The sequence below is a fragment of the Arthrobacter sp. zg-Y1116 genome, from assembly GCF_024385485.1.
In the GTDB taxonomy this organism is placed as follows: Bacteria; Actinomycetota; Actinomycetes; order Actinomycetales; family Micrococcaceae; genus Arthrobacter_B.
In genome coordinates, this window is record NZ_JANFLR010000002.1 from 682,875 (window position 1) to 701,793 (window position 18,919).

Here is an 18,919-nt window from a genome sequence, read left to right on the forward strand (position 1 = left end):
CGGTTACCGCGTCCCCAGACCTGCGACCACGGCGGCGGCAGGTTCGGGCACTGCCGAGCGGTAGCCGGTTCCGGCCCAGAGGCTGGTGCCGTGCGGATCTCCGGCGGCTGCCGCCCGTGCCCGGAGCCCCTTGGTGACCTGGTTGACCAGCGGATAGGCGGCCGGGGCATCCGCGTGTTCGGCCATGAACCGGTTGGCCAGTCCCCGGGCGGTACGGCCGGAAAAGGCCCGGGTCAGTGCGGTCTGCGTAAACTGCGGGTCCTGCAGGGCCGCCCGGTGCACGGCCGCGGTCCCGGCCTCCGGGCTCAACAGCAGCGCGGTGCCGACCTGCACGGCATCCGCCCCGGCGGCCCGCAGGGACCGGACCTGTGCAGCGGTGCTGATTCCTCCGGCGGCAATGAGCTCGACATCGTCACTGACGGCGTCCCGGGCCGCACGCACCAGTTCATCCAACGGCTGCGCGGACGGTTCCGCCGCGGCGTCGAAGGTTCCGCGGTGACCGCCGGCCGCCGGTCCCTGCAGGCACAGCATCCGTGCACCTGCCGCAACGGCCAGCTCGGCTTCCCGTGCAGTGGTCACGGTGACGGCGACGGCGGTGCCTGCGTCCCGGAGCGCAGTAATAACGTCTGCGCCGGGCAGGCCGAAGGTAAAGGACGCCACGGGTACCTGCAGGCGGAGGACCAGTTCGAGCTTGGCATCCCACCCGTCGTCGTCCTCCGGGTCCGGCAGCGGCAGCAGCTCCGGCGGATAGATCCGGGCCAGCTGCTCCCGGTAGGCCAGGGCGGCAGCGACCTGCCGGGATGTTCCGGAACCGCCCGTGTTCGCGGAGTCCGGCACGAAGAGGTTCACCCCGAACGGCCGGCCGGTCAGCCCTCGGGTCGCCATGATTTCCCCGGCCAGCGCTTCGGCGCTTTTATAGCCCGCAGCGAGGAAGCCCAGACCCCCGGCGTTGCTGACGGCCGCCGCCAGCGCCGGAGTGGACGGCCCGCCGGCCATGGGAGCGCCGACGACGGCGTGCGGAAGGGACGCCAGCGTAAACATGTCCGCGGCTACAGCTTTACGGTGCCGTCAATGCAGGTGGCGGTTTCCCCGCCCACCCAGATCTTCCGGTCCCGGGTAAAGATCCGCACCAGTCCGGAACGCTCCAGCACAGTGCCCTGCGTGACGGTGTAACGCTCCGGCGCGAGGCCGGCTCCGATCAGCCACTGTGCCAGCCCCGCGTTGAGGCTGCCGGTGACGGGATCCTCCCGCACCCCGTGCCCGGGTGCAAAGGCGCGGACTTCGAAGTCCGTTTCGCCGCCGTCGGGCTGCGGGCCGATGACGCCCACGGCCAGGGAGCCCATAGCCGCCGGATCCGGTGTCAGGGACAGCACGGTTTCGGCATCCTTCAGGAGCAGGCCCAGCCAGCCGGGACCGTTGTCGATCCAGTTCGAGGCGGCAACCTGGTCCCGGGTAATCCCGAGGGCGTCCACCGCCTGCTTCAGCACGGCTTCCTCCAGCTCGCCCGAGCGGATCAGCGGCGGCGCGCCGAACGCGGCCATCCCGGCCGAGGCGTGCAGGGTCACCAGTCCCACTTCGCATTCGGAGATCACGACGCCGGGATAATGCGGGATGTTGCCGGCTTCGAGCCAGGCGTGGCAGGTGCCCAGCGTGGGGTGCCCGGCGAAGGGGATCTCTCCCCCGGGCGTGAAAATCCGGACCCGGTAGTCGGCGCCTTCCTGGGTGGGCGGCAGCACGAACGTCGTCTCGGACAGGTTCGTCCACCGGGCAAAGGAGGCCATGGCGGCGTCGGAAACACCGTCGGCATCCAACACCACGGCCACCGGGTTGCCCAGATAGGGCTTCGTGCCGAATACATCCACCTGCTTGAACCAGCGATCTCTCATGCCCAAACACTATCGGGTGCCGGTGCCGGACTGTCCAGCGCAGGCGGGCATGTCAAAACACGGTTAAAACACGGTACCCGGCCGCATGCTGCGACCGGGTACCGTACCTGCGGCGGGAAGCTACGCTTCCTTCGCGGCTGCTTCCTTGTCCTTCTTGGCTTCCGGCTTGAAGTCCACGCCGGCTTCCTTGCGCTGCTGCGGCGTGATCGGCGCCGGAGCCTGCGTCAGCGGGTCGTAGCCGCCGCCGGACTTCGGGAAGGCGATGACGTCGCGGATGGACTCGGTGCCGGCCAGCAGGGCCACTACGCGGTCCCAGCCGAAGGCGATGCCGCCGTGGGGCGGTGCGCCGTACTTGAAGCCTTCGAGCAGGAATCCGAACTTTTCCTGTGCATCTTCCTGCGAAAGGCCCATGACCTTGAAGACGCGTTCCTGCACGTCGCGCTGGTGGATACGGATGGAACCGCCGCCGATTTCGTTGCCGTTGCAGACAATGTCGTAGGCGTAGGCCACTGCCGACTCGGGATCCGTGTCGAAGGTATCCATGAATTCGGGCTTGGGCGAGGTGAAGGCATGGTGCACGGCCGTCCAGGCCCCGCCGCCCACAGCCACGTCGCCGGCGGCAACTGCGGCCGACGCCGGCTCGAACATGGGTGCGTCAACCACCCAGACGAACGCCCAGTCCTTGGGATCGATCAGGCCGGTGCGGTGGCCGATTTCCACGCGCGCGGCGCCGAGCAGGGCACGTGCCTCGCTCTTTTCGCCGGCACCGAAGAAGATGCAGTCACCGGGCTTGGCGCCCACCTTTTCGGCGAGGTTCTCCCGCTCGAAGTCGGTCAGGTTCTTGGCGACCGGTCCGGTCAGCGTGCCGTCTTCCTGGATCAGCACGTAGGCCAGGCCCTTCGCGCCGCGCTGCTTGGCCCATTCCTGCCAGGCATCAAGGGTGCGGCGTGCCTGGGAAGCACCGCCCGGCATCACCACGGCACCCACGTAGGGAGCCTGGAAGACGCGGAAGGTGGTGTCCTTGAAGAATTCGGTCAGCTCGGTGAGTTCCAGGCCGAACCGCAGGTCCGGCTTGTCCGAACCGTAGCGGGCCATGGCATCGGCGTAGGTCATGCGCGGGATGGGGGTGCTGATCTCGACGCCGATCAGCTTCCACAGCGACTTCACGATCTGCTCGCCCAGGGCGATGATGTCGTCTTCCTCGACGAAGCTGGCTTCAATGTCCAGCTGCGTGAACTCCGGCTGGCGGTCCGCGCGGAAGTCCTCATCGCGGTAGCAGCGGGCAATCTGGTAGTACTTTTCGAAGCCGCCAACCTGCAGCAGCTGCTTGAACAGCTGCGGGGACTGCGGCAGGGCGTACCAGGAACCCGGGGCCAGGCGTGCGGGAACCACGAAGTCGCGGGCACCTTCGGGGGTGGACCGGGTCAGCGTGGGGGTTTCGATCTCCACGAAGCCTTCATCGTGCAGCAGTTCACGGGCCACGCGGTTGGCTTCCGAGCGCAGGCGCATGGCAGCGGCCGGTGCCGGGCGGCGGAGGTCCAGGTAACGGTGGCGCAGGCGGGCTTCCTCGCCGACCTCCACATGCTCGTCGATCTGGAACGGCAGCGGGTCAGAGGTGTTCAGGATGACGACGTCGTCCGCGATCACCTCGACTTCGCCCGTAGCCAGGGCCGGGTTCTCGTTACCCTCGGGCCGCTTCTGCACGGTGCCGGTGATCTGCAGGACGTACTCGTTGCGCAGCCCGTGGAAGACATCCTCTTCACGCACCACAACCTGCGCCACACCCGAGGCATCGCGGAGGTCGAGGAAGGCAACGCCGCCGTGGTCGCGCCGTCGGGCGACCCATCCTGCGAGAGTAACGGTCTGTCCAATATGCTCGGCCCTCAGGGAACCAAGGGCATGAGTGCGCAGCACAGCTGTCCTTTCGAAAAACTTGCGGAAACCACTGTTTCCGCCCATTGTAAATACACGGTCTCCTTCAGAGTTTACCGGTGAACCGACCCCCGCTCCGCCATGTACCTACCGATTGGATAAGCCTGTTGTCCGGCACTACCCAGCCGCGTGTTCCCCTGGGCGGCTTTGATGCCACCACTGCCGGCCTAGGCTCCATCGTCGGTGCGGGTGCGTTCGTCGCCTTCGCTCCGGCTGCGGCCGCTGCAGGACCGGCGCTGGGCGCGGGCCTCGGCATAGCCGCGGTTGTGGCCTTCCTCTGCGGGCTCTCCACCTTCCAGCTCAGCAGGGCCGTCTCGCGCCGGCTCCCCGAGGACCGGGGCGGAGACGCCACGGCGCGGACAGCCGCGCGGATCCTGCTGGGGCCGTACAGCGGTTTCCTTTCCGGCTGGACCCTGATCTGGGCATTACTGCTTTCCTCGGCTGTCCTGGCCCTCGCATTCGGGGCGTATGTCGTCCCTGAGCATCCTCGGGCCGGCGCAGCGGGAGCCGTGATTGTCATGGCCGCCGTGAACCTGCTGGGGGTGAACCGGGGTTCCTGGGTCACCCGCTTCATAGTGGCCTTTGTCTTCAGCGTCCTGGCCTTCACAGTGGTGGTGCTCTTCAACGAGGCGCCTCACCAGCCGGTGCGGGTGGGTGCGGAGATTGAGGCTTCCACCTCGGGCGTGCTGCAGGCCGCCGGGCTGCTGTTCTTCATTTTCTCCGGGTACACGCGGCTGGCCACGATGGGGTCCGGTGTGCGCAATCCCTCACGCAACCTGCCCATCGCGATCCCCGCTGCCATTGCCGTGGCCTTCGGACTGTACTGGTTCATGGGTTCTTCGATGCTGGCCTACTACGGAGCGGCTGCCTTGTCCGCCGAGACCGCTCCCCTGCTTGAACCCCTGGAGAGCGTGGGCGCGGGCGTCGGTACGGGTGCCGTTATCCTTGCTGTTGCCGCCGCCGCCCTGGGCGGCCTGTGGTCGCTGACGGAATCGGCAGGCCGGGCAGCCTCCGACATGGCCGCGGACCGCGACCTTCCGTCCTTCTTCGGCGCGTCGAGGGAATCCCGCTTCGGCCGCGGACAGACCCCGTGGGCCGCCGAAGCCACGGCGGCCGCCGTCGTCCTGCTGCTTGTGCTGTTCGGGGACCTGGACGCACTGCTGGGGATGGCGTCCTTCGCCCTGCTGTTCTACGCGGCCATCACCACCGTGTGTGCTTTCACCCTGAAGGACCGCACGCGCTACGCACCCCGGGTCCTGAACCTGGCCGGTGCGGTGGGCGCACTGCTGCTGGCCCTCGCCCTGCCGCCCGTGTCCATCAGCCTGGCCCTGATCATCCTGGTGGCGGGGCTCGTGGTCCGGTTGAGTTTCCGTCGCCCGCGGACCCCCAGGACGCCGCCGTTCTAGCCTCATCCGGGGGCCGGCGCTCACCTAGGCGCCGGCAGCCTCCCACGCACGGACTTCGCCCAGCAGCTCGGCGCGGCGCCCGGCAGGCGCGAACGAGGCTTCGATCGAGTTTGCGGCGAGCTGGGCAAGCTGCGCCCTGCTGAGCCCGAAGGTTTCCTGCACCGCCCGGAAATTGTCATCCACGTAGCCGTCAAAGTAGGCCGGGTCATCCGAGTTCACGGAAATGTTCAGGCCGTGCTCGAGCATCCGCGGCAAGGGATGCTCAGCCAGGGCCGACACCGCCTGCAGCCGCACGTTGGACAGCGGGCAGACGGTCAGCGGCACCTGATCGCGGACCAGCCGGTCCACCAGGTCCGGGTCATCCAGGCAGCGGATCCCGTGGTCGATGCGGTCCGCGTGAAGCAGGTCCAGCGCCTCCTCGATGTACGAGGACGGACCCTCCTCACCTGCGTGGGCTACGGACCGCAGCCCTGCCTCCCGGGCACGACGGTACAGCTCGATGAACGACGACGGCGGGTTCCCCACTTCCGCGGAGTCCAGGCCGATCCCGATGATCGGCGCATCCATGGCCAGCAGTTCCTCCAGCACCTCCAGCGCTTCGGCCACCGGATGGTCGCGCAGGAACGCGGCAATCAGCTCCGTGGAGATCCCGAATTCTTCCTCGCTGCGGGCCAAAGCCGCCCAGACTCCGCCCACCGAGACGCTCAACGGGACGCCGCGGACTAGGTGCGCCTGCGGATCCATCATCATTTCCACATGCCGCACCCCGGCCGCCGCAGCCCGGCGCAGGTAGGCACGGGTCATGTCGGTGAAATCCGCCTCGGTCCGCAGCACATCCATATTGGAGTAGTAGAGGTCCAGGAAGGACTGCAGATCCGTGAACCGGTACCGCGCACGAAGGTCCTCGAGACTGTCGTAGGGCAGGTCCAAGCCGTTGCGGGCGGCCAGTTCGAAGATCAGCTCCGGTTCCAGCGTTCCCTCAATGTGGAGGTGGAGTTCGGCGCACGGCGGGGTGGGAAGCGGGTCAACAGCCATGGTTAAAGCCTAGGGGGCCTGTGCCTTGGACCGCCATCCACGAGGTCAGCGGAGGCCGGCGCGTTCGCGGGGAGCGGTTTCAAACATTCCGTACACCGGACCGGCCAGCAGCCAGATCCCTGCGACCAGGCCGGCCCGCTTCACCCAGTCCCACAGCACCTCCGCTTCCCCGGGTGCGGCCACGATTCCGATCATGCCCAGCAGGACGGCGACGGCAATTCCAGTGGCCAGCAGGACGCGGCCGTATTCCACCCACAGTGACCGCCGGTACTCCGGCGTCCCCTTCACCGGCTTCACCGGTGCCGGTCCCCCGGCGAACCGGTGGGCAACCCGCACATCCGCCCACCGGATCAGGCTGTGGCCGAAGGCGACACTGAAGCCCAGGTAGAACGCCGCAAGTCCGTGGATGGACCCGGGCCGTCCGCCCTGTGCCAAATCGGCGGCGGATGCCGCCAAAAGCACGACGTCGAGCAGCGGAACACAGGCGAGCAGCACCATGCCCAGCCGTCTGCGGTGAAGCAGGTAGCGGGCTCCCAGGCCGGCCGCCAGCAGGACCCAGAAACCAATCTCTGAGCCGATGATCAAATACACGAGGATGTCCATGACCCCAGCCTTCCGGGCGGGAAACCCGGTGTCGTCGGCGAAAGGTGCCACCGCGAGGGTGCCTTCCGTCATCCCTTCGGAGGACATAGCCCGCCGCCCGGACCCCAGGGGAGCGCCGCTCATTTAGGCTGAACCCATGCAAAGAACCCCAGACCAGGGCACCGGGAACGGAATCTGGCCTTCCGGCGCCGCCGCGGCCGCCGGCTATCTGGTGGGCGGTACCGTGCTGAAACTCCTCGGGGTGAACGCCGCAGGTCTGTTCCCGCCGATTCCGGGTGCACCGGACTGGGCCTGGGTACCGGTCCTGGTGCTGGGATGTACGGGCCTGCTGTTCCGCCGCCGGAATGTTCCGCTGATGCTGGCCGTCACCGGAACGGCAACCGGTGCCGGCGCACTGCTCGGCGGCGGGATCATCACCTACCTGCTCCTGTTCGAGGTGCTGTACTCCGGAATCCTCTTTGGCTCCCCGCGCGTAAGCCGCGGCGTGCAGCGGGCGGCGGTGACCGGCATGGTTGTCCTTCCCGTTTCCGTAGGACTGGTCTACCGGGGATGGCCGTACCTGCTCTTCGGTTTGTTCCAGGCGGTTTTTGTCTGCCTGGTTCCGCTCTGGTGGGCCGGCTCCCTGCGCCGCCAGACCGAGAGGGCCGAACGCGAACGGCAGCGGGCGGAAACGGAACGCCTCAAGGCCGAACGCACCGCCCAGCTGGCCGAGCTCAACCTGCAGGTTGCCGTGGCGTCGGAGCGCGGAGCGATGGCGCGCGAACTGCACGACGCGATTGCCGGGCATCTGTCCGCCATAGCGCTGCAGTCCGGTGCTGCACTGGCGGCAGCCGATGCTGCCCTGGACCGCCGGGTGCTGGCCCAGGTCCGGACGGAAAGCGTCGCCGCCCTGCGGGAAATGCGGTCCATGATCGACCTGCTCCAGTCCGACGGCCCGTTGGACAGCCGGGAGCAGGCGGAAGCCGCTGCGGCCGCAGGGGGTCTGGGCCATCTGGAGTCCCTGGCCGCTTCCGCCCGGCTGGCCGGAAGCCCGGTGGAACTGCATCTGTCCGGTGACGTTGAGGTGCCGGTACTGGTGGGCAGCAGCGTGTATCGGATCGTGCAGGAATCGCTGGCCAACGCGGTCCGGCACGCGCCGGGCTGCCCCGTGAGTATCTCGGTCCGGCGGCAGGACAAACAGCTGGAGCTGCGGATCCGCAACGCTCTCCCCGCCTCCGACGGCGGCAGTTCCGCGGCCGCCGGAAACGGTTCGGGCCTGCGGAATATGAAACTGCGGGCGGCGCAGCTCGGCGGCAGTTTCTCTGCCGGACGGGTCGCCGGCCCTGCCGCGGGGCAGGACCTGCGGCCAGCCTGGCTCGTCGAAGCCGTCCTGCCTGCAGAAGACGCCGACGGAGCGGCATCTGCCCTCCCCCGCGCGCTCCCCGGCGCACTCCCCCGCCAGCACCAGGAGACGCTTTGACCGCCGCCACTGTGCTGCTGGCGGATGACCACTCGGCCATCCGCGGCGGCCTGCGCATGATCCTGGAGTCCATCGGCGGCTTCACCGTCGTCGGCGAGGCTGCGGACGGTGCAGGAGCCGTACGCATGGCACGCGCCCTGCGGCCCGACGTCGTCCTGATGGACCTTCGCATGCCCGGAATGGACGGAATTGCCGCCACCGCGGAGATCACCGGAGAGGGACTGTCCGCGGTGCTGGTGCTGACCACCTTCGACATTGACGAGTACGTTTTCGCCGCGCTGCGGGCCGGCGCTGCCGGATTCCTGCTGAAATCGGTGGAACCTGCCGAATTGGTGCGCGCGGTGCAAAGCGTGGCCGACGGCGACAGTGTCCTCTCCCCGGAGGTCACCGGCAGGCTGATCTCCGCGTTCGTGCAGTCACCGGCTGCGGCTGCGGCACCGGCAGCGGCAGCCGCTACCGGGACTCTGCCGGCGGAGTCCCTGACCGCACGGGAGGAAGCGGTCCTGGCCTGCATCGGCGAGGGATTGTCCAACCAGCAGATTTCCCGTCGGCTGGGGATCGCCGAGACCACCGTCAAAACCCATGTGTCCCGTGTCCTGGCCAAGCTGGGAGTCTCCTCCCGGGTGCAGGCCGCCATCGCGTTCCGGGAACGCGGCGGCGGCCCGGGCCGCTAGGCGGACGGCACCTGCACAGGGGTTACCTGCACGGTGAGGTCCTCGGCCGGCGGAGTCCACAGCGCGGGATCGGCCGGCACCTGCTCACCGGTGCGGATGTCCTTGACCTCGTGGCTGCCGTCTTCGGCGGTGAACCAGACAAACGGGATGCCCCGGCGGTCGGCGAACTTGATCTGCTTGCCGAACTTTTCCGCCTTAGGGGCCACTTCCACCGAAATTCCGCGGCTGCGCAGCTGGGCGGCGGTGTCCTGGGCTTCGGACCAGGACTCGTCGGTGGCCAGGGTCAGCAGCACTGTGGTGGGAACGCTGCGCGAAGCCTGCGCGAATTCCTGGCTGAGGATGCGCATGACCAGCCGCGTGACGCCGATGGAGAGGCCGACGCCGGGGAAGGTGCGGTTCCCCTTGCTGGCCAGGGAATCGTAGCGGCCGCCGGAGCAGATCGAGCCGAGCGCTTCATGTCCCACCAGGACCGTTTCGTAAACGGTGCCGGTGTAGTAGTCCAGGCCGCGGGCGATGCTGAGGTCCGCGAGGACCCGGCCCGGAGCGCGGCGGGAGGCTTCGCTGATGACCTGGAACAGTTCATCGAGGCCTTCGTCCAGCAGTTCATTGGACACACCCAGTGCCCGGACCTGCTCCACGAACGAGGTGTCCTCCGTGCGGATGGAGGCCAGCTTCAGGGCTGCCTCGGCCTGTTCGGGGGTGGCGCCGAGTTCCTCCTGCAGGAGCTCGGCTACGCGCTGCGCCCCGATCTTCTCCAGCTTGTCGATGCTGCGCAGCACGCCGGCGGTGTCTTCCAGGCCGATGCCGCGGTAGAAGCCTTCGGCCAGCTTGCGGTTGTTGACCCTGATCTTGAACTCGGGGATGGGCAGCGCGCCGAGGGCTTCGGCGATGACCAGCGCCAGCTCGACGTCGTACCGGAACGGCAGCTCTCCGTCACCCACCACATCAATGTCCGCCTGCGTGAACTCGCGGGCGCGCCCCTCCTGCGGACGCTCGCCGCGCCAGACCTTCTGGATCTGGTAGCGGCGGAACGGGAAGGAGAGGTGGCCGGCGTTCTCCACCACGTAGCGGGCAAACGGCACGGTCAGGTCGAAGTGCAGGGCCAGCTGGTTGGGATCTTCCTTGCCGGCGGCCTCGCCCTCTTCGGCCTGCAGCCGGCTCAGCGCGTAGACTTCCTTGTCAATGTCGCCCTTGCGCAGCAGCTGGCCCACCGTTTCCACGGCCCGGGTTTCGATGTTGGAGAAGCCGTGCAGTTCGAAGGTGCGGCGCAGTACGTCCAGGACATGGAGTTCAACAAGGCGCTCCTGCGGTAGCCATTCGGGGAAACCGGACAGTGAGGCCTTGCGTGCCATGGTGGCAACTCCTTAGGTGGGCGAAACGGCGCAGGCGGAACCCCGCCCGGCCACGGTGCACGCATGAGCGTGCATAAACTATGTGCGGCACTCATTTTAGCCGCTTGGGACGCAGCCCCCGTTTCAGACCGGCGCGCCGCTCCCAGACCCGATCCCGATCCGATCCAGTACAGGAGGCAACGGTGGCAGCAAACCGCACCAGCCGTGAAGACAGGCGCCGGCTGGCCCGGATGGAAGCGCGGAGGGCCTTCGCCGCCGCCCGTGCCAAGCGGCGCAAGCGTGACAACCTCTTCGCCGCAGCGGCCGCCGTCGTTGTCCTGGCCCTCGCCGTTGCGCTGCAGATGGCGTGGTTCAGTTCCGATCCCACGGCGGCGGACCTGGAGCTGCTGCGGGAACAGGCCGACGTCGTCGAACTGCCCGACGTTCCGGATCCGTCTGTCGCCGAGGGCAGGACCTTCACCGGGTCCCTGGCGCTGGGACAGGGCGAAATCGGCGTGGAACTGGACGGCACGGCGGCACCCCAGGCGGTTGCCTCCTTCAAGACGCTTGCCGATGCGGGCTACTTCAGCGGCAAGGACTGCCACCGGCTGACCGCCACCGAATCCACGTCCGTGCTCCAATGCGGTTCCCCGAACGGGGACGGGAAGGCCGACCAGGACTTCCTGTGGGGGCCGGTGGAGAACTCGCCGGCAGACGGCTTTTACCCCGCCGGCACCATCGCCGTCGCCCGCGGTGAAGACCAAATGAGCCACGGCACACAGTTCTTCATTGTTTACAAGGATTCGACGCTAACGCAGGAAACCGGCGGCTACACGATAATGGGTAAGGTAACGTCAGGTCTTGACGTACTGGAGGCCATCGCTTCCTCGGGCACAGCCTCCGGGGAGACCGATGGTTTCCCGAAAGACCCGGTGACGATTAACTCGTTCACCCTGAACTAAGTGGCGGCGCGGGCTTCGCAAACTGCCATCCATCGAGTGAAAGACTTTTAGCGGTGACAGACAGTCAGAAATCCGACGAAACAGCAGGCCCTTCCACTACGGAGACGTCCCGGCCTGCCACTCCGAGCCCCGCAGCACTTGCGGCGCGACGGCCCTCCCCCGCAGCAGTAGGCCCCCGGCCCGGCGCGGCAGCCCAGCCGGTGGTGGCAGCTCCGGCCGCCCACTCCACCCCGCTGGAGGAAGCCGCCCGCTTCGCGCGGGTCGAGGAGGACGGCCACGTCTTCCTGATCGTGGACGGCGAGGAATCGGCCGTCGGCCAGTTCCCCGACGCCTCCAAGGAAGAAGCACTGGCCTACTTCGTGCGCAAGTACGACGACGTCGCCAGCCAGCTGCTGCTCCTGGAGCAGCGGGTGCAGGTCAAGGCTCCGGCCGCGGACATCCACAAGACCCTGAAGCACCTGGCCCAGCAGGTGGCCGAGCGCAAGATGGTGGGCGATATCAAGGCTCTCGATGCCCGCATCGAAGCACTCGAAGCCTCGCTCAAGGAGGCCGAGGCCGCCGAGCGCGCCGAGGCTGAGGCCGCCAAGGCGCGTGAGCTTGCCGCCCGTGAGGCCATTGTTGCCGAGGCGGAGGAAATCGCTGCCAAGGACCCGGCCACGATTCAGTGGAAGACCAGCAGCAACCGGATGAACGAGCTGTTCGATGCGTGGAAGACCGCGCAGAAGAACGGCCCGCGCCTGGGCCGCAGCACCGAGGACACCCTGTGGAAGCGGTTCCGTTCCGCCCGCACGGTCTTCGACCGCCACCGCCGTGCCTACTTCTCCCAGCTGGACAGTGAAAACTCGTCCGCCAAGGCTGCGAAGGAGGCACTCATTGCCCGCGCCGAGGAACTGGCGACGTCCACGGACTGGGGCAACACCGCCGCCGAATACCGGCAGCTCATGGACGAGTGGAAGGCCTCCAAGCGCGCCAGCCGCAAGGATGACGATGCCCTGTGGGCCCGCTTCCGTGCCGCGCAGGATCAGTTCTTCGCCGCCCGCCAGGCGGCCAACGAGGTTATCGACGAGGAATTCGCCGCTAACCTCGTGGTCAAGGAAGAGCTGCTGAAGGAAGCACAGGCCCTCCTGCCGATCACGGACCTGAACTCGGCCCGCAAGGCCCTCCAGTCGATCCGGGAACGCTGGGAAGACGCCGGCAAGGTGCCCCGGGCCGATATGGGCCGCATGGAGGCCGGCATCCGCAAGGTTGAGGAAGCCGTGAAGGCTGCCGAAGACGAGCACTGGCAGCGGAGCAACCCCGAGACCAAGGCACGCACCAACTCGGCCCTGTCCCAGCTGGAGGCGACCATCGCGTCCCTCGAACAGGACCTGGCCGACGCCGAGAAGGCGGGCAACGCGAAAAAGATCGCGGACGCCCGCGAGGCCCTGGAAGCCCGCCAGCAGTGGCTGGCAATGCTGCAGAAGTCCGCGCAGGACTTCGCCTAGGCTGCGTACCGGTTCCACAGCGAAAGCCCCGTCCCTCCCGTTATCCACAACGGGCGGGGCGGGGCTTTCGCTTTGCCCGCCGGCTGCACATGCTGGTGTGCATGCCTGCGCAGCTCTTTCCCTACCCCGGTGCCCTCCCGCAGATCACCTCCACGGGCGGAGCACTGTTCACCGCAGGTGAGGTGTTCCGGCACGAGGAACTCCAGGCCATGGCAATGGACGGGCTGCTCCGGCACGTGTACGCGGGAACCTTTGTCCGCTGGGATGTCCGGCCGGACCCGGTGGTCCGTGCCCTTGCGGCGTCTGCCGAGCTGCCCGTGCAGCTGCGCCGCAGGCTGACCATGGGGAGATTGACCGCTGCCTGGATCTACGGCTGCGCTCGGCGGCCGCCGCGGCTCGATGTGCTGGCGGACCGCCGCAGCCGCACCGGTGCCCTGCAGCCCTTCAGCACCGCCGTCCTCCACGAGGTCCTGCTGGGCCCCGCAGACCGCGTGGACGTAGGAACAGTGTCGGTCGCCTCTCCGCTGCGGACCGCCGTCGACGTCGCCCTCTATGCGGGCACCGCGGAAGCGGTTTCCACCCTGCGGCGCCTGGCGGCGCTCCCGGCCCTGGGCTGCCGGCTGGACCTCGTGCAGCGGGCCCTGGAAGCCGGACACCGGGTACCGGGCAAGGCGGCGGCGCTGGAACGCGTTGCAGCTGCCGCCGCCGAGCCGACCGGTTAGTGGATCCCGGAGCCTAGACCCGCCGCTGCGACCCCGTGGTGCGGTAGACGTCGAACACGCCGTCGATCTTGCGGACCGCACTGAGGATGTGGTTCAGATATTTCGGATCCCCCATCTCGAACACGAACTTCGACATCGCCACGCGGTCGCTGGAGGTGTTGACGCTGGCGGAGAGGATGTTCACATGGTTTTCCGACAGGACCCGTGTCACGTCCGACAGCAGGCTCTTGCGGTCCAGTGCCTCCACCTGGATCTCGACCAGGAAGACGCTGGACTGGGTGGGCGCCCACTCCACGGGGACAATGCGGTCCGGCGTGGCGCGCAGTTCCTGTACGTTGCGGCAGTCGCTGCGGTGTACCGAAACACCCGAACCGCGGGTAACGAACCCGATGATCGGATCCGGCGGAACCGGGGTGCAGCAGCGGGCCAGCTTGACCCACACATCGCCGGTACCGCGTACGGTGACGCCGGAATCGGAGAACTTGGGGCGGCGGGCTGCGGTGGCCACCGGCGTTTCGGCCAGGTCCTCCTCGGCGCCCTGGTGCCCGCCCATGAGGTTGACCAGGTGCTCAATGACGTTCTGCGCAGAGGTATGGCCGTCGCCCACCGCGGCGTACAGCGCGGAAATGTCCTGGTGGTGCAGTTCCTCGGCCACCGCCACCAGCGCATCATGCGTCATCAGGCGCTGCAGCGGCAGGTTCTGCTTGCGCATGCCGCGGGTGAGCAGGTCCTTGCCCTTTTCGATTGCCTCTTCGCGGCGTTCCTTGGTGAACCACTGCCGGATCTTGTTCCGGGCGCGCGGGCTCTTGACGAAGCCCTGCCAGTCCTGGCTGGGACCGGCGCCCTCGGCCTTGGAGGTGAAGATCTCCACCCAGTCGCCGTGCTGCAGTTCGCTGTTGAGCGGCACCAGTTTCCCGTTGACGCGTGCCCCGATGGTCCGGTGGCCCACCTCGGTGTGCACTGCGTAGGCGAAGTCCACCGGCGTCGATCCGGCCGGAAGCGCCATGACCTCGCCCTTGGGCGTAAAGACGAAGACTTCGCGCGCATTAATCTCGAACCGCAGCGAATCCAGGAACTCGTCGGGATCCGAGGTTTCCTGCTGCCAGTCCACCAGGCTGCGCAGCCAGCCCATGTCGTCAGGGGCTTCGGGGCCCTTGTTGCCGTCCTTGTACTTCCAGTGCGCGGCGACGCCGTATTCGGCGCGGCGGTGCATGTCATGCGTGCGGATCTGGATTTCCACGGGCTTGCCGCCGGGGCCGATCACCGTGGTGTGCAGCGACTGGTACATGTTGAACTTCGGCATCGCGATGTAGTCCTTGAACCGCCCGGGAAGGGGGTTCCACCGCGAATGCAGGGCACCGAGGGTGGCGTAGCAGTCGCGGACGGAGTCCACCAGGACGCGCACGCCCATCAGGTCATGGATGTCGTCGAAGTCCTTGCCCCGCACGATCATCTTTTGGTAGATCGAGTAATAGTGCTTGGGCCGGCCGGTGATGGTGGCCTTGATCTTGACCGCGTGCAGGTCATCGGCGATCTGCGACCGCACGGTGCCCAGGTACTTTTCCCGTTCCGGAGTCCGGTCGCCTACCATCCGGACGATCTCGTCATACACCTTGGGGTGCAGTGCGGCGAAGGAAAGATCCTCCAACTCCCACTTGATGGTGTTCATGCCCAGCCGGTGCGCCAGCGGGGCGAAGATTTCCAGGGTTTCGCGTGCCTTCTTGGCGGACGATTCCGGCGACACGAAACGCCAGGTGCGGGCGTTGTGCAGCCGGTCCGCGAGCTTGATGACCAGAACGCGGATGTCCTTGGCCATGGCGACGACCATCTTGCGTACGGTTTCGGACTGCGCGGCGTCCCCGAAGGTGACCTTGTCCAGCTTGGTGACACCGTCCACGAGCATCGCCACCTCCGGGCCGAACTCGCGCCGCAGCTCGTCCAGGGTGTAGCTGGTGTCCTCCACCGTGTCATGCAGCAGGGCCGCGGCCAGGGTGGTGCCGGTCATGCCCAGCTCCGCCAGGATGGTCGCCACCGCCACCGGGTGCGTGATGTACGGATCCCCGCTCTTGCGCTTCTGTCCCTCGTGGCTCCGCTCGGCAACCACATAGGCCCGCTGGATCAGGTCCAGGTCTTCCTTGGGGTTGTTGACCCGGACCGTGCGGAGCAGAGGTTCCAGCATCGGCGAGTAGCCGGGGTTGCCCCGGCCGGCCAGGCGGGCGAGCCGGGCACGGGTCGAGGCACGGCGGCCGGTCGAGGGCGTGCGGCCTGCGCCGCTGCCGGGTTTCACCGGTACGGGGGCCTTCGCCGGGCCGGCGACGGGAAGCAGGGCGTCAGTGTTGCCGGCGGCAGCATCCAACGCCGCAGCTTCGCGCGCTGCGGTGTCCTCATGCCCCGGGACGATCCCCGCGGTGCCGCTGTTTCCTGCCTCATCGGCAGGTGTTGCACTGTTGGCCACTGACGACCTTTCTTCGTACGTTCAAAAGCAGGTGGTCAAAACGTTTTCGGCGGCCGCGCTTACGCGGCACCTGTCAACCAGTCTAAGCCTGCCCGCACCGCACTTAAACCGCCGGTTCCGTACTCCTTTGGCGTGGAGTACGGAACCGGATGGTCGGAGCGGGATTTACCCCTTAGGCGCTGACAGCCGCGGAGCCCTTTGCTTCGTTGGCCCGGCGTTCGGCCACCCGCTTGGCCTGCTTGCGGATGTCCGGTTCATTCCGGCGCAGCCAGGCGTACAGGGGCGCTGCAATGTAGATGGTCGCGATGGTGCCCAGGATGATCCCCACGAACAAGGCCAGGGACAGGTCCTTCAGGGTGCCGGCGCCCAGCAGCAGCGCACCGATGAACAGGATGGAGGCCACCGGAAGGACTGCGACCACGGACGTGTTGATGGACCGCACCAGGGTCTGGTTCACGGCCAGGTTCACTTCTTCCGCGAAGGTCCGCTTGGTGCGCTTGTCCAGGTCCTTCGTGTTTTCGCGGACCTTGTCGAAGACCACCACGGTGTCATACAGCGAGTAGCTGAGCACGGTAAGGAAACCGATGATGGCCGACGGCGTCACTTCGAAACCGCTCAGCGCATAGACGCCGGCCGTGACGACCATAACCACCAGAAGCCCGACGACGGCAGCTACCGACATCTTCCAGGTCCGGAAGTACAAGGCCATCAGCACTGCTGCCAGTGCGACGAAGACGACGAGGCCCACCAGTGCCTGCCGGCTGACGTCGCTTCCCCAGGTGGGACCGATGAAGGTGGAGGTGACCTCGTCCTGGCTTACGCCGTAGGTGTCCGCCAGCGATTCCTTGACCTCGATGGTCTGGTCATCGCTCAGCTTCTCCGTCTGGATCCGCATGGTGCCCGGGGCGATGTTGGTGACCTTCGGGTCGGCGGTGCCGGCAACCTCGGCCACGGCCTTCTCACCGCCGCTGACGTCGGTATTGCTGACGTTGGAGACGGTGAACTCGGAGCCGCCGCGGAATTCGATGCCGAGGTTGAATCCACCCTTGGCCACCGGGATGAGGATCGAAAGCAGCACGGCTGCCGCTGCGATGAAGAACCACAGCTTTGCCTTGCCAACGAAGTTGTAGGACCGCTTTCCGGTGTAAAGGTCGTTGCCGAATGCGGCGAAACTGGGGAGCTTACTCATTACTCGCCGTCCTTCTCGGAGCTGCGGCCGGTACCGGCCATTGAATCCTGCTTTTCGGCAAGCCGCCGTTCGGCGATGGTCATCCTTCGTTCGGCTTCCTTGGCCGCTCCCTTGTTCTTGGTGCGCGCAGCCGGTGCTTCGGAGGGATCACGCAGCCGTCCGGCGCCGCGGTACAGCGGTACCGCGCCCAGCTTGCTCGCATCGAGGCCGGAGAACCGGTGGCCGTCGCCGAAGAACTTGGTGCGGGCCAGAAGCACCATGGTGGGGTGGGTGAACATAAAGACCACGATGAGGTCCGCAATGGCGGTAAGGCCCAGGGTGAAGGCAAAGCCCCGCACGTTGCCCACTGCCACGAAGTACAGGACGACGGCGGCGAGGATGTTCACGGCCTTGGAGGCCAGGACGGTGCGCTTGGCGCGCTTCCAGCCGTTGTCCACCGCGGAAACCAGCCCGCGGCCGTCGCGAAGCTCGTCACGGATGCGTTCGAAGTACACGATGAACGAGTCCGCGGTCTGCCCGATGGCGACGATCAGGCCGGCCACACCGGCGAGTGAGAGCCGGTAGTTGTGGCTCCAGCCCAGGATGGCGATGGCCAGGTAGGTCAGCAGGCCGGCGACGACGAGCGAGATGATGGTGACGAAGCCCAGCGCGCGGTACTGGAAGAGCGAGTAGACGGCAACAAGGGCCAGGCCGATCAGGCCGGCGATGATGCCCATCCGCAGCTGGTCCGCGCCGAGGGTCGCCGAGACCTGCTGTTCGCTCTGGATCTCGAAGCTGATCGGCAGGGCACCGTATTTCAGCTGCTCGGAGAGCGCTTCGGAGCTTTCCTGGGTGAAGTTGCCCGTGATCTGGGGCTTGCCGTCGGTGATGACGGCGTTGACGGTCGGCGCCGAGATGATCTGCCCGTCGAGGACGATGGCGAACTGGTTCCGCGGGTCGCCCTGCGGGAAGGCGAAGAGACGCTCGGTCACGTCGCGGAACTTGTCGGTGCCCTCGCGGTTGAACTCGATGTTCACGGCCCACTGGTTGGTGGAAACACCGTTGTTGCCCTGTGCCATGCCGAAGCTGGCGGTGGAAATGTCCACGCCGGGAACTTCGACCGGACCCAGGATGTATTTGCCGGCGGTGCCGGGCTCGCAGGCGACCATCGGCTCGTCGGCCGGCGCCTGCTCCGCGTTGGCGATGGTGTCCGGGTTCAGGCAGTCAGTGGTTTCGAACTGTGTCTGGAGCTCGGGTGAAATCCAGTTGGTGTCCGAAGCATCCGTGGGTTCCGCCGACGGTGTGGGCAGCTGTTCCGCGGGAGTGGGATCCGTGACTGCTGCACCCTGTCCCCCGCCGCCGGTGAGGACCGGACGGAACTCCATGTTCGCGGAAGCCTGGATCAGTTCGCGGGTCTCGGGATCGGGGACACCGGGCAGCGACACCACGACGTTGCGGTTGGACTGCGTGCTGATCTCCGCTTCGGAGACGCCGCTGCCGTCCACGCGCTGGCGGATGATCTCCACGGCCTGGTCGAGCTGTTCGGTCGTGATTTCGGAGTCACCGCCCTGCACCTCGGGAGCAAGGATCATCTGGGTTCCGCCCTCAAGGTCGAGGGCGAGTTTTGGGGTCCAGCTGGCGTTGCTCCACATGGAACCACCGCCAAGCAAAAGGGCCAGGGCAGCAAAAATGACGCCCAACCAGAGGAGCGTCTTTTTCGCGGCCGAGCCGGGGCCGGTACGGGGCATAGGGAATTTTCCTTAAGGGCGAAGATCACCGGGACCGTCATGGTCTCCGGGCGG

15 protein-coding genes are annotated in these 18,919 nt (G+C 67.2%); 6 read left to right on the forward strand and 9 right to left on the reverse strand.

What is annotated here, in order from left to right:
* Nucleotides 1-3: 3 nt before the first annotated feature.
* The 3 genes from NNX34_RS09900 to aspS all read right to left on the reverse strand — a co-directional run bounded on the left by NNX34_RS09900 (nt 4) and on the right by aspS (nt 3,800).
* Nucleotides 4-1,041, reverse strand: a complete 1,038-nt coding sequence (locus tag NNX34_RS09900) for a nitronate monooxygenase (RefSeq protein ID WP_255766332.1) — start codon at nt 1,039-1,041, stop codon at nt 4-6.
* Nucleotides 1,042-1,049: 8 nt separating this feature from the next.
* A complete protein-coding gene (locus tag NNX34_RS09905) occupies nt 1,050-1,886 on the reverse strand; it encodes a PhzF family phenazine biosynthesis protein (RefSeq protein ID WP_255766333.1) in 837 nt (278 codons plus the stop codon).
* Between the two features lie 120 nt (nt 1,887-2,006).
* Nucleotides 2,007-3,800, reverse strand: a complete 1,794-nt coding sequence (gene aspS, locus NNX34_RS09910; RefSeq protein ID WP_227921325.1) for an aspartate--tRNA ligase — start codon at nt 3,798-3,800, stop codon at nt 2,007-2,009.
* Nucleotides 3,801-3,925: 125 nt separating this feature from the next.
* Here aspS and NNX34_RS09915 point away from each other — a divergent pair, with 125 nt between their 5' ends.
* The gene (locus tag NNX34_RS09915; protein WP_255766334.1) at nt 3,926-5,224 is read left to right on the forward strand and encodes an APC family permease; all 1,299 of its coding nucleotides are present in this window, start codon (nt 3,926-3,928) and stop codon (nt 5,222-5,224) included.
* A gap of 24 nt (nt 5,225-5,248) precedes the next feature.
* Here NNX34_RS09915 and NNX34_RS09920 read toward each other — a convergent pair whose 3' ends face one another.
* Together NNX34_RS09920 and NNX34_RS09925 are read right to left on the reverse strand one after the other, a co-directional pair.
* The gene (locus tag NNX34_RS09920) at nt 5,249-6,259 is read right to left on the reverse strand and encodes an adenosine deaminase (RefSeq protein ID WP_255766335.1); all 1,011 of its coding nucleotides are present in this window, start codon (nt 6,257-6,259) and stop codon (nt 5,249-5,251) included.
* A 45-nt stretch (nt 6,260-6,304) separates the two neighbouring features.
* Nucleotides 6,305-6,985 carry a hypothetical protein gene (locus NNX34_RS09925; RefSeq protein WP_255766336.1) on the reverse strand — a complete coding sequence of 227 codons (681 nt, stop codon included), beginning with the start codon at nt 6,983-6,985 and terminating at the stop codon, nt 6,305-6,307.
* Between the two features lie 13 nt (nt 6,986-6,998).
* Here NNX34_RS09925 and NNX34_RS09930 point away from each other — a divergent pair, with 13 nt between their 5' ends.
* Together NNX34_RS09930 and NNX34_RS09935 are read left to right on the forward strand one after the other, a co-directional pair.
* Entirely contained in the window at nt 6,999-8,321 is a 1,323-nt protein-coding gene (locus NNX34_RS09930) for a sensor histidine kinase (protein ID WP_255766337.1), read from the forward strand.
* A 56-nt stretch (nt 8,322-8,377) separates the two neighbouring features.
* On the forward strand, nt 8,378-8,995 hold the full coding sequence (locus NNX34_RS09935) for a response regulator (protein ID WP_370647267.1): 618 nt from the start codon (nt 8,378-8,380) through the stop codon (nt 8,993-8,995).
* On the opposite strand, the gene hisS is transcribed toward NNX34_RS09935, so the two are convergent.
* A complete protein-coding gene (hisS, locus tag NNX34_RS09940; RefSeq protein WP_255766340.1) occupies nt 8,992-10,347 on the reverse strand; it encodes a histidine--tRNA ligase in 1,356 nt (451 codons plus the stop codon). The genes NNX34_RS09935 and hisS overlap by 4 nt on opposite strands.
* 182 nt (nt 10,348-10,529) lie before the next feature.
* Here hisS and NNX34_RS09945 point away from each other — a divergent pair, with 182 nt between their 5' ends.
* The 3 genes from NNX34_RS09945 to NNX34_RS09955 all read left to right on the forward strand — a co-directional run bounded on the left by NNX34_RS09945 (nt 10,530) and on the right by NNX34_RS09955 (nt 13,494).
* Complete coding sequence (locus NNX34_RS09945) at nt 10,530-11,288, forward strand: peptidylprolyl isomerase (RefSeq protein ID WP_255766341.1); 759 nt, start codon at nt 10,530-10,532, stop codon at nt 11,286-11,288.
* A 53-nt stretch (nt 11,289-11,341) separates the two neighbouring features.
* Nucleotides 11,342-12,772: a DUF349 domain-containing protein gene (locus tag NNX34_RS09950; protein ID WP_255766342.1), complete on the forward strand. Its 1,431-nt coding sequence runs from the start codon at nt 11,342-11,344 to the stop codon at nt 12,770-12,772.
* Nucleotides 12,773-12,873: 101 nt separating this feature from the next.
* Nucleotides 12,874-13,494 (forward strand): type IV toxin-antitoxin system AbiEi family antitoxin, encoded by a 621-nt coding sequence (locus NNX34_RS09955; protein WP_255766343.1) that lies wholly within the window; start codon nt 12,874-12,876, stop codon nt 13,492-13,494.
* A 13-nt stretch (nt 13,495-13,507) separates the two neighbouring features.
* Here the strand turns inward: NNX34_RS09955 and NNX34_RS09960 are convergent, their stop codons facing one another.
* The 3 genes from NNX34_RS09960 to secD all read right to left on the reverse strand — a co-directional run bounded on the left by NNX34_RS09960 (nt 13,508) and on the right by secD (nt 18,865).
* The gene (locus NNX34_RS09960) at nt 13,508-15,949 is read right to left on the reverse strand and encodes a bifunctional (p)ppGpp synthetase/guanosine-3',5'-bis(diphosphate) 3'-pyrophosphohydrolase (RefSeq protein WP_370647255.1); all 2,442 of its coding nucleotides are present in this window, start codon (nt 15,947-15,949) and stop codon (nt 13,508-13,510) included.
* A 172-nt stretch (nt 15,950-16,121) separates the two neighbouring features.
* The gene (gene secF, locus NNX34_RS09965; RefSeq protein WP_255766344.1) at nt 16,122-17,138 is read right to left on the reverse strand and encodes a protein translocase subunit SecF; all 1,017 of its coding nucleotides are present in this window, start codon (nt 17,136-17,138) and stop codon (nt 16,122-16,124) included.
* Nucleotides 17,138-18,865, reverse strand: coding sequence for a protein translocase subunit SecD (secD, locus tag NNX34_RS09970; RefSeq protein WP_255766345.1), 1,728 nt, complete (start codon nt 18,863-18,865; stop codon nt 17,138-17,140). The genes secF and secD overlap by 1 nt, the downstream gene beginning before the upstream one ends.
* Nucleotides 18,866-18,919: the final 54 nt, after the last annotated feature.

What these genes read in the sequence shown, in the direction of transcription:
- NNX34_RS09905 (WP_255766333.1), bottom strand. Translation starts at nt 1,886, where the DNA reads ATGAGAGATCGCTGGTTCAAGCAGGTGGATGTATTCGGCACGAAGCCC.
- hisS (WP_255766340.1), bottom strand. Translation starts at nt 10,347, where the DNA reads ATGGCACGCAAGGCCTCACTGTCCGGTTTCCCCGAATGGCTACCGCAG.
- secF (WP_255766344.1), bottom strand. Translation starts at nt 17,138, where the DNA reads ATGAGTAAGCTCCCCAGTTTCGCCGCATTCGGCAACGACCTTTACACC.
- NNX34_RS09900 (WP_255766332.1), bottom strand. Translation starts at nt 1,041, where the DNA reads ATGTTTACGCTGGCGTCCCTTCCGCACGCCGTCGTCGGCGCTCCCATG.
- NNX34_RS09955 (WP_255766343.1), top strand. Translation starts at nt 12,874, where the DNA reads ATGCCTGCGCAGCTCTTTCCCTACCCCGGTGCCCTCCCGCAGATCACC.
- NNX34_RS09925 (WP_255766336.1), bottom strand. Translation starts at nt 6,985, where the DNA reads ATGAGCGGCGCTCCCCTGGGGTCCGGGCGGCGGGCTATGTCCTCCGAA.
- NNX34_RS09920 (WP_255766335.1), bottom strand. Translation starts at nt 6,259, where the DNA reads ATGGCTGTTGACCCGCTTCCCACCCCGCCGTGCGCCGAACTCCACCTC.
- NNX34_RS09930 (WP_255766337.1), top strand. Translation starts at nt 6,999, where the DNA reads ATGCAAAGAACCCCAGACCAGGGCACCGGGAACGGAATCTGGCCTTCC.
- secD (WP_255766345.1), bottom strand. Translation starts at nt 18,865, where the DNA reads ATGCCCCGTACCGGCCCCGGCTCGGCCGCGAAAAAGACGCTCCTCTGG.
- NNX34_RS09935 (WP_370647267.1), top strand. Translation starts at nt 8,378, where the DNA reads ATGATCCTGGAGTCCATCGGCGGCTTCACCGTCGTCGGCGAGGCTGCG.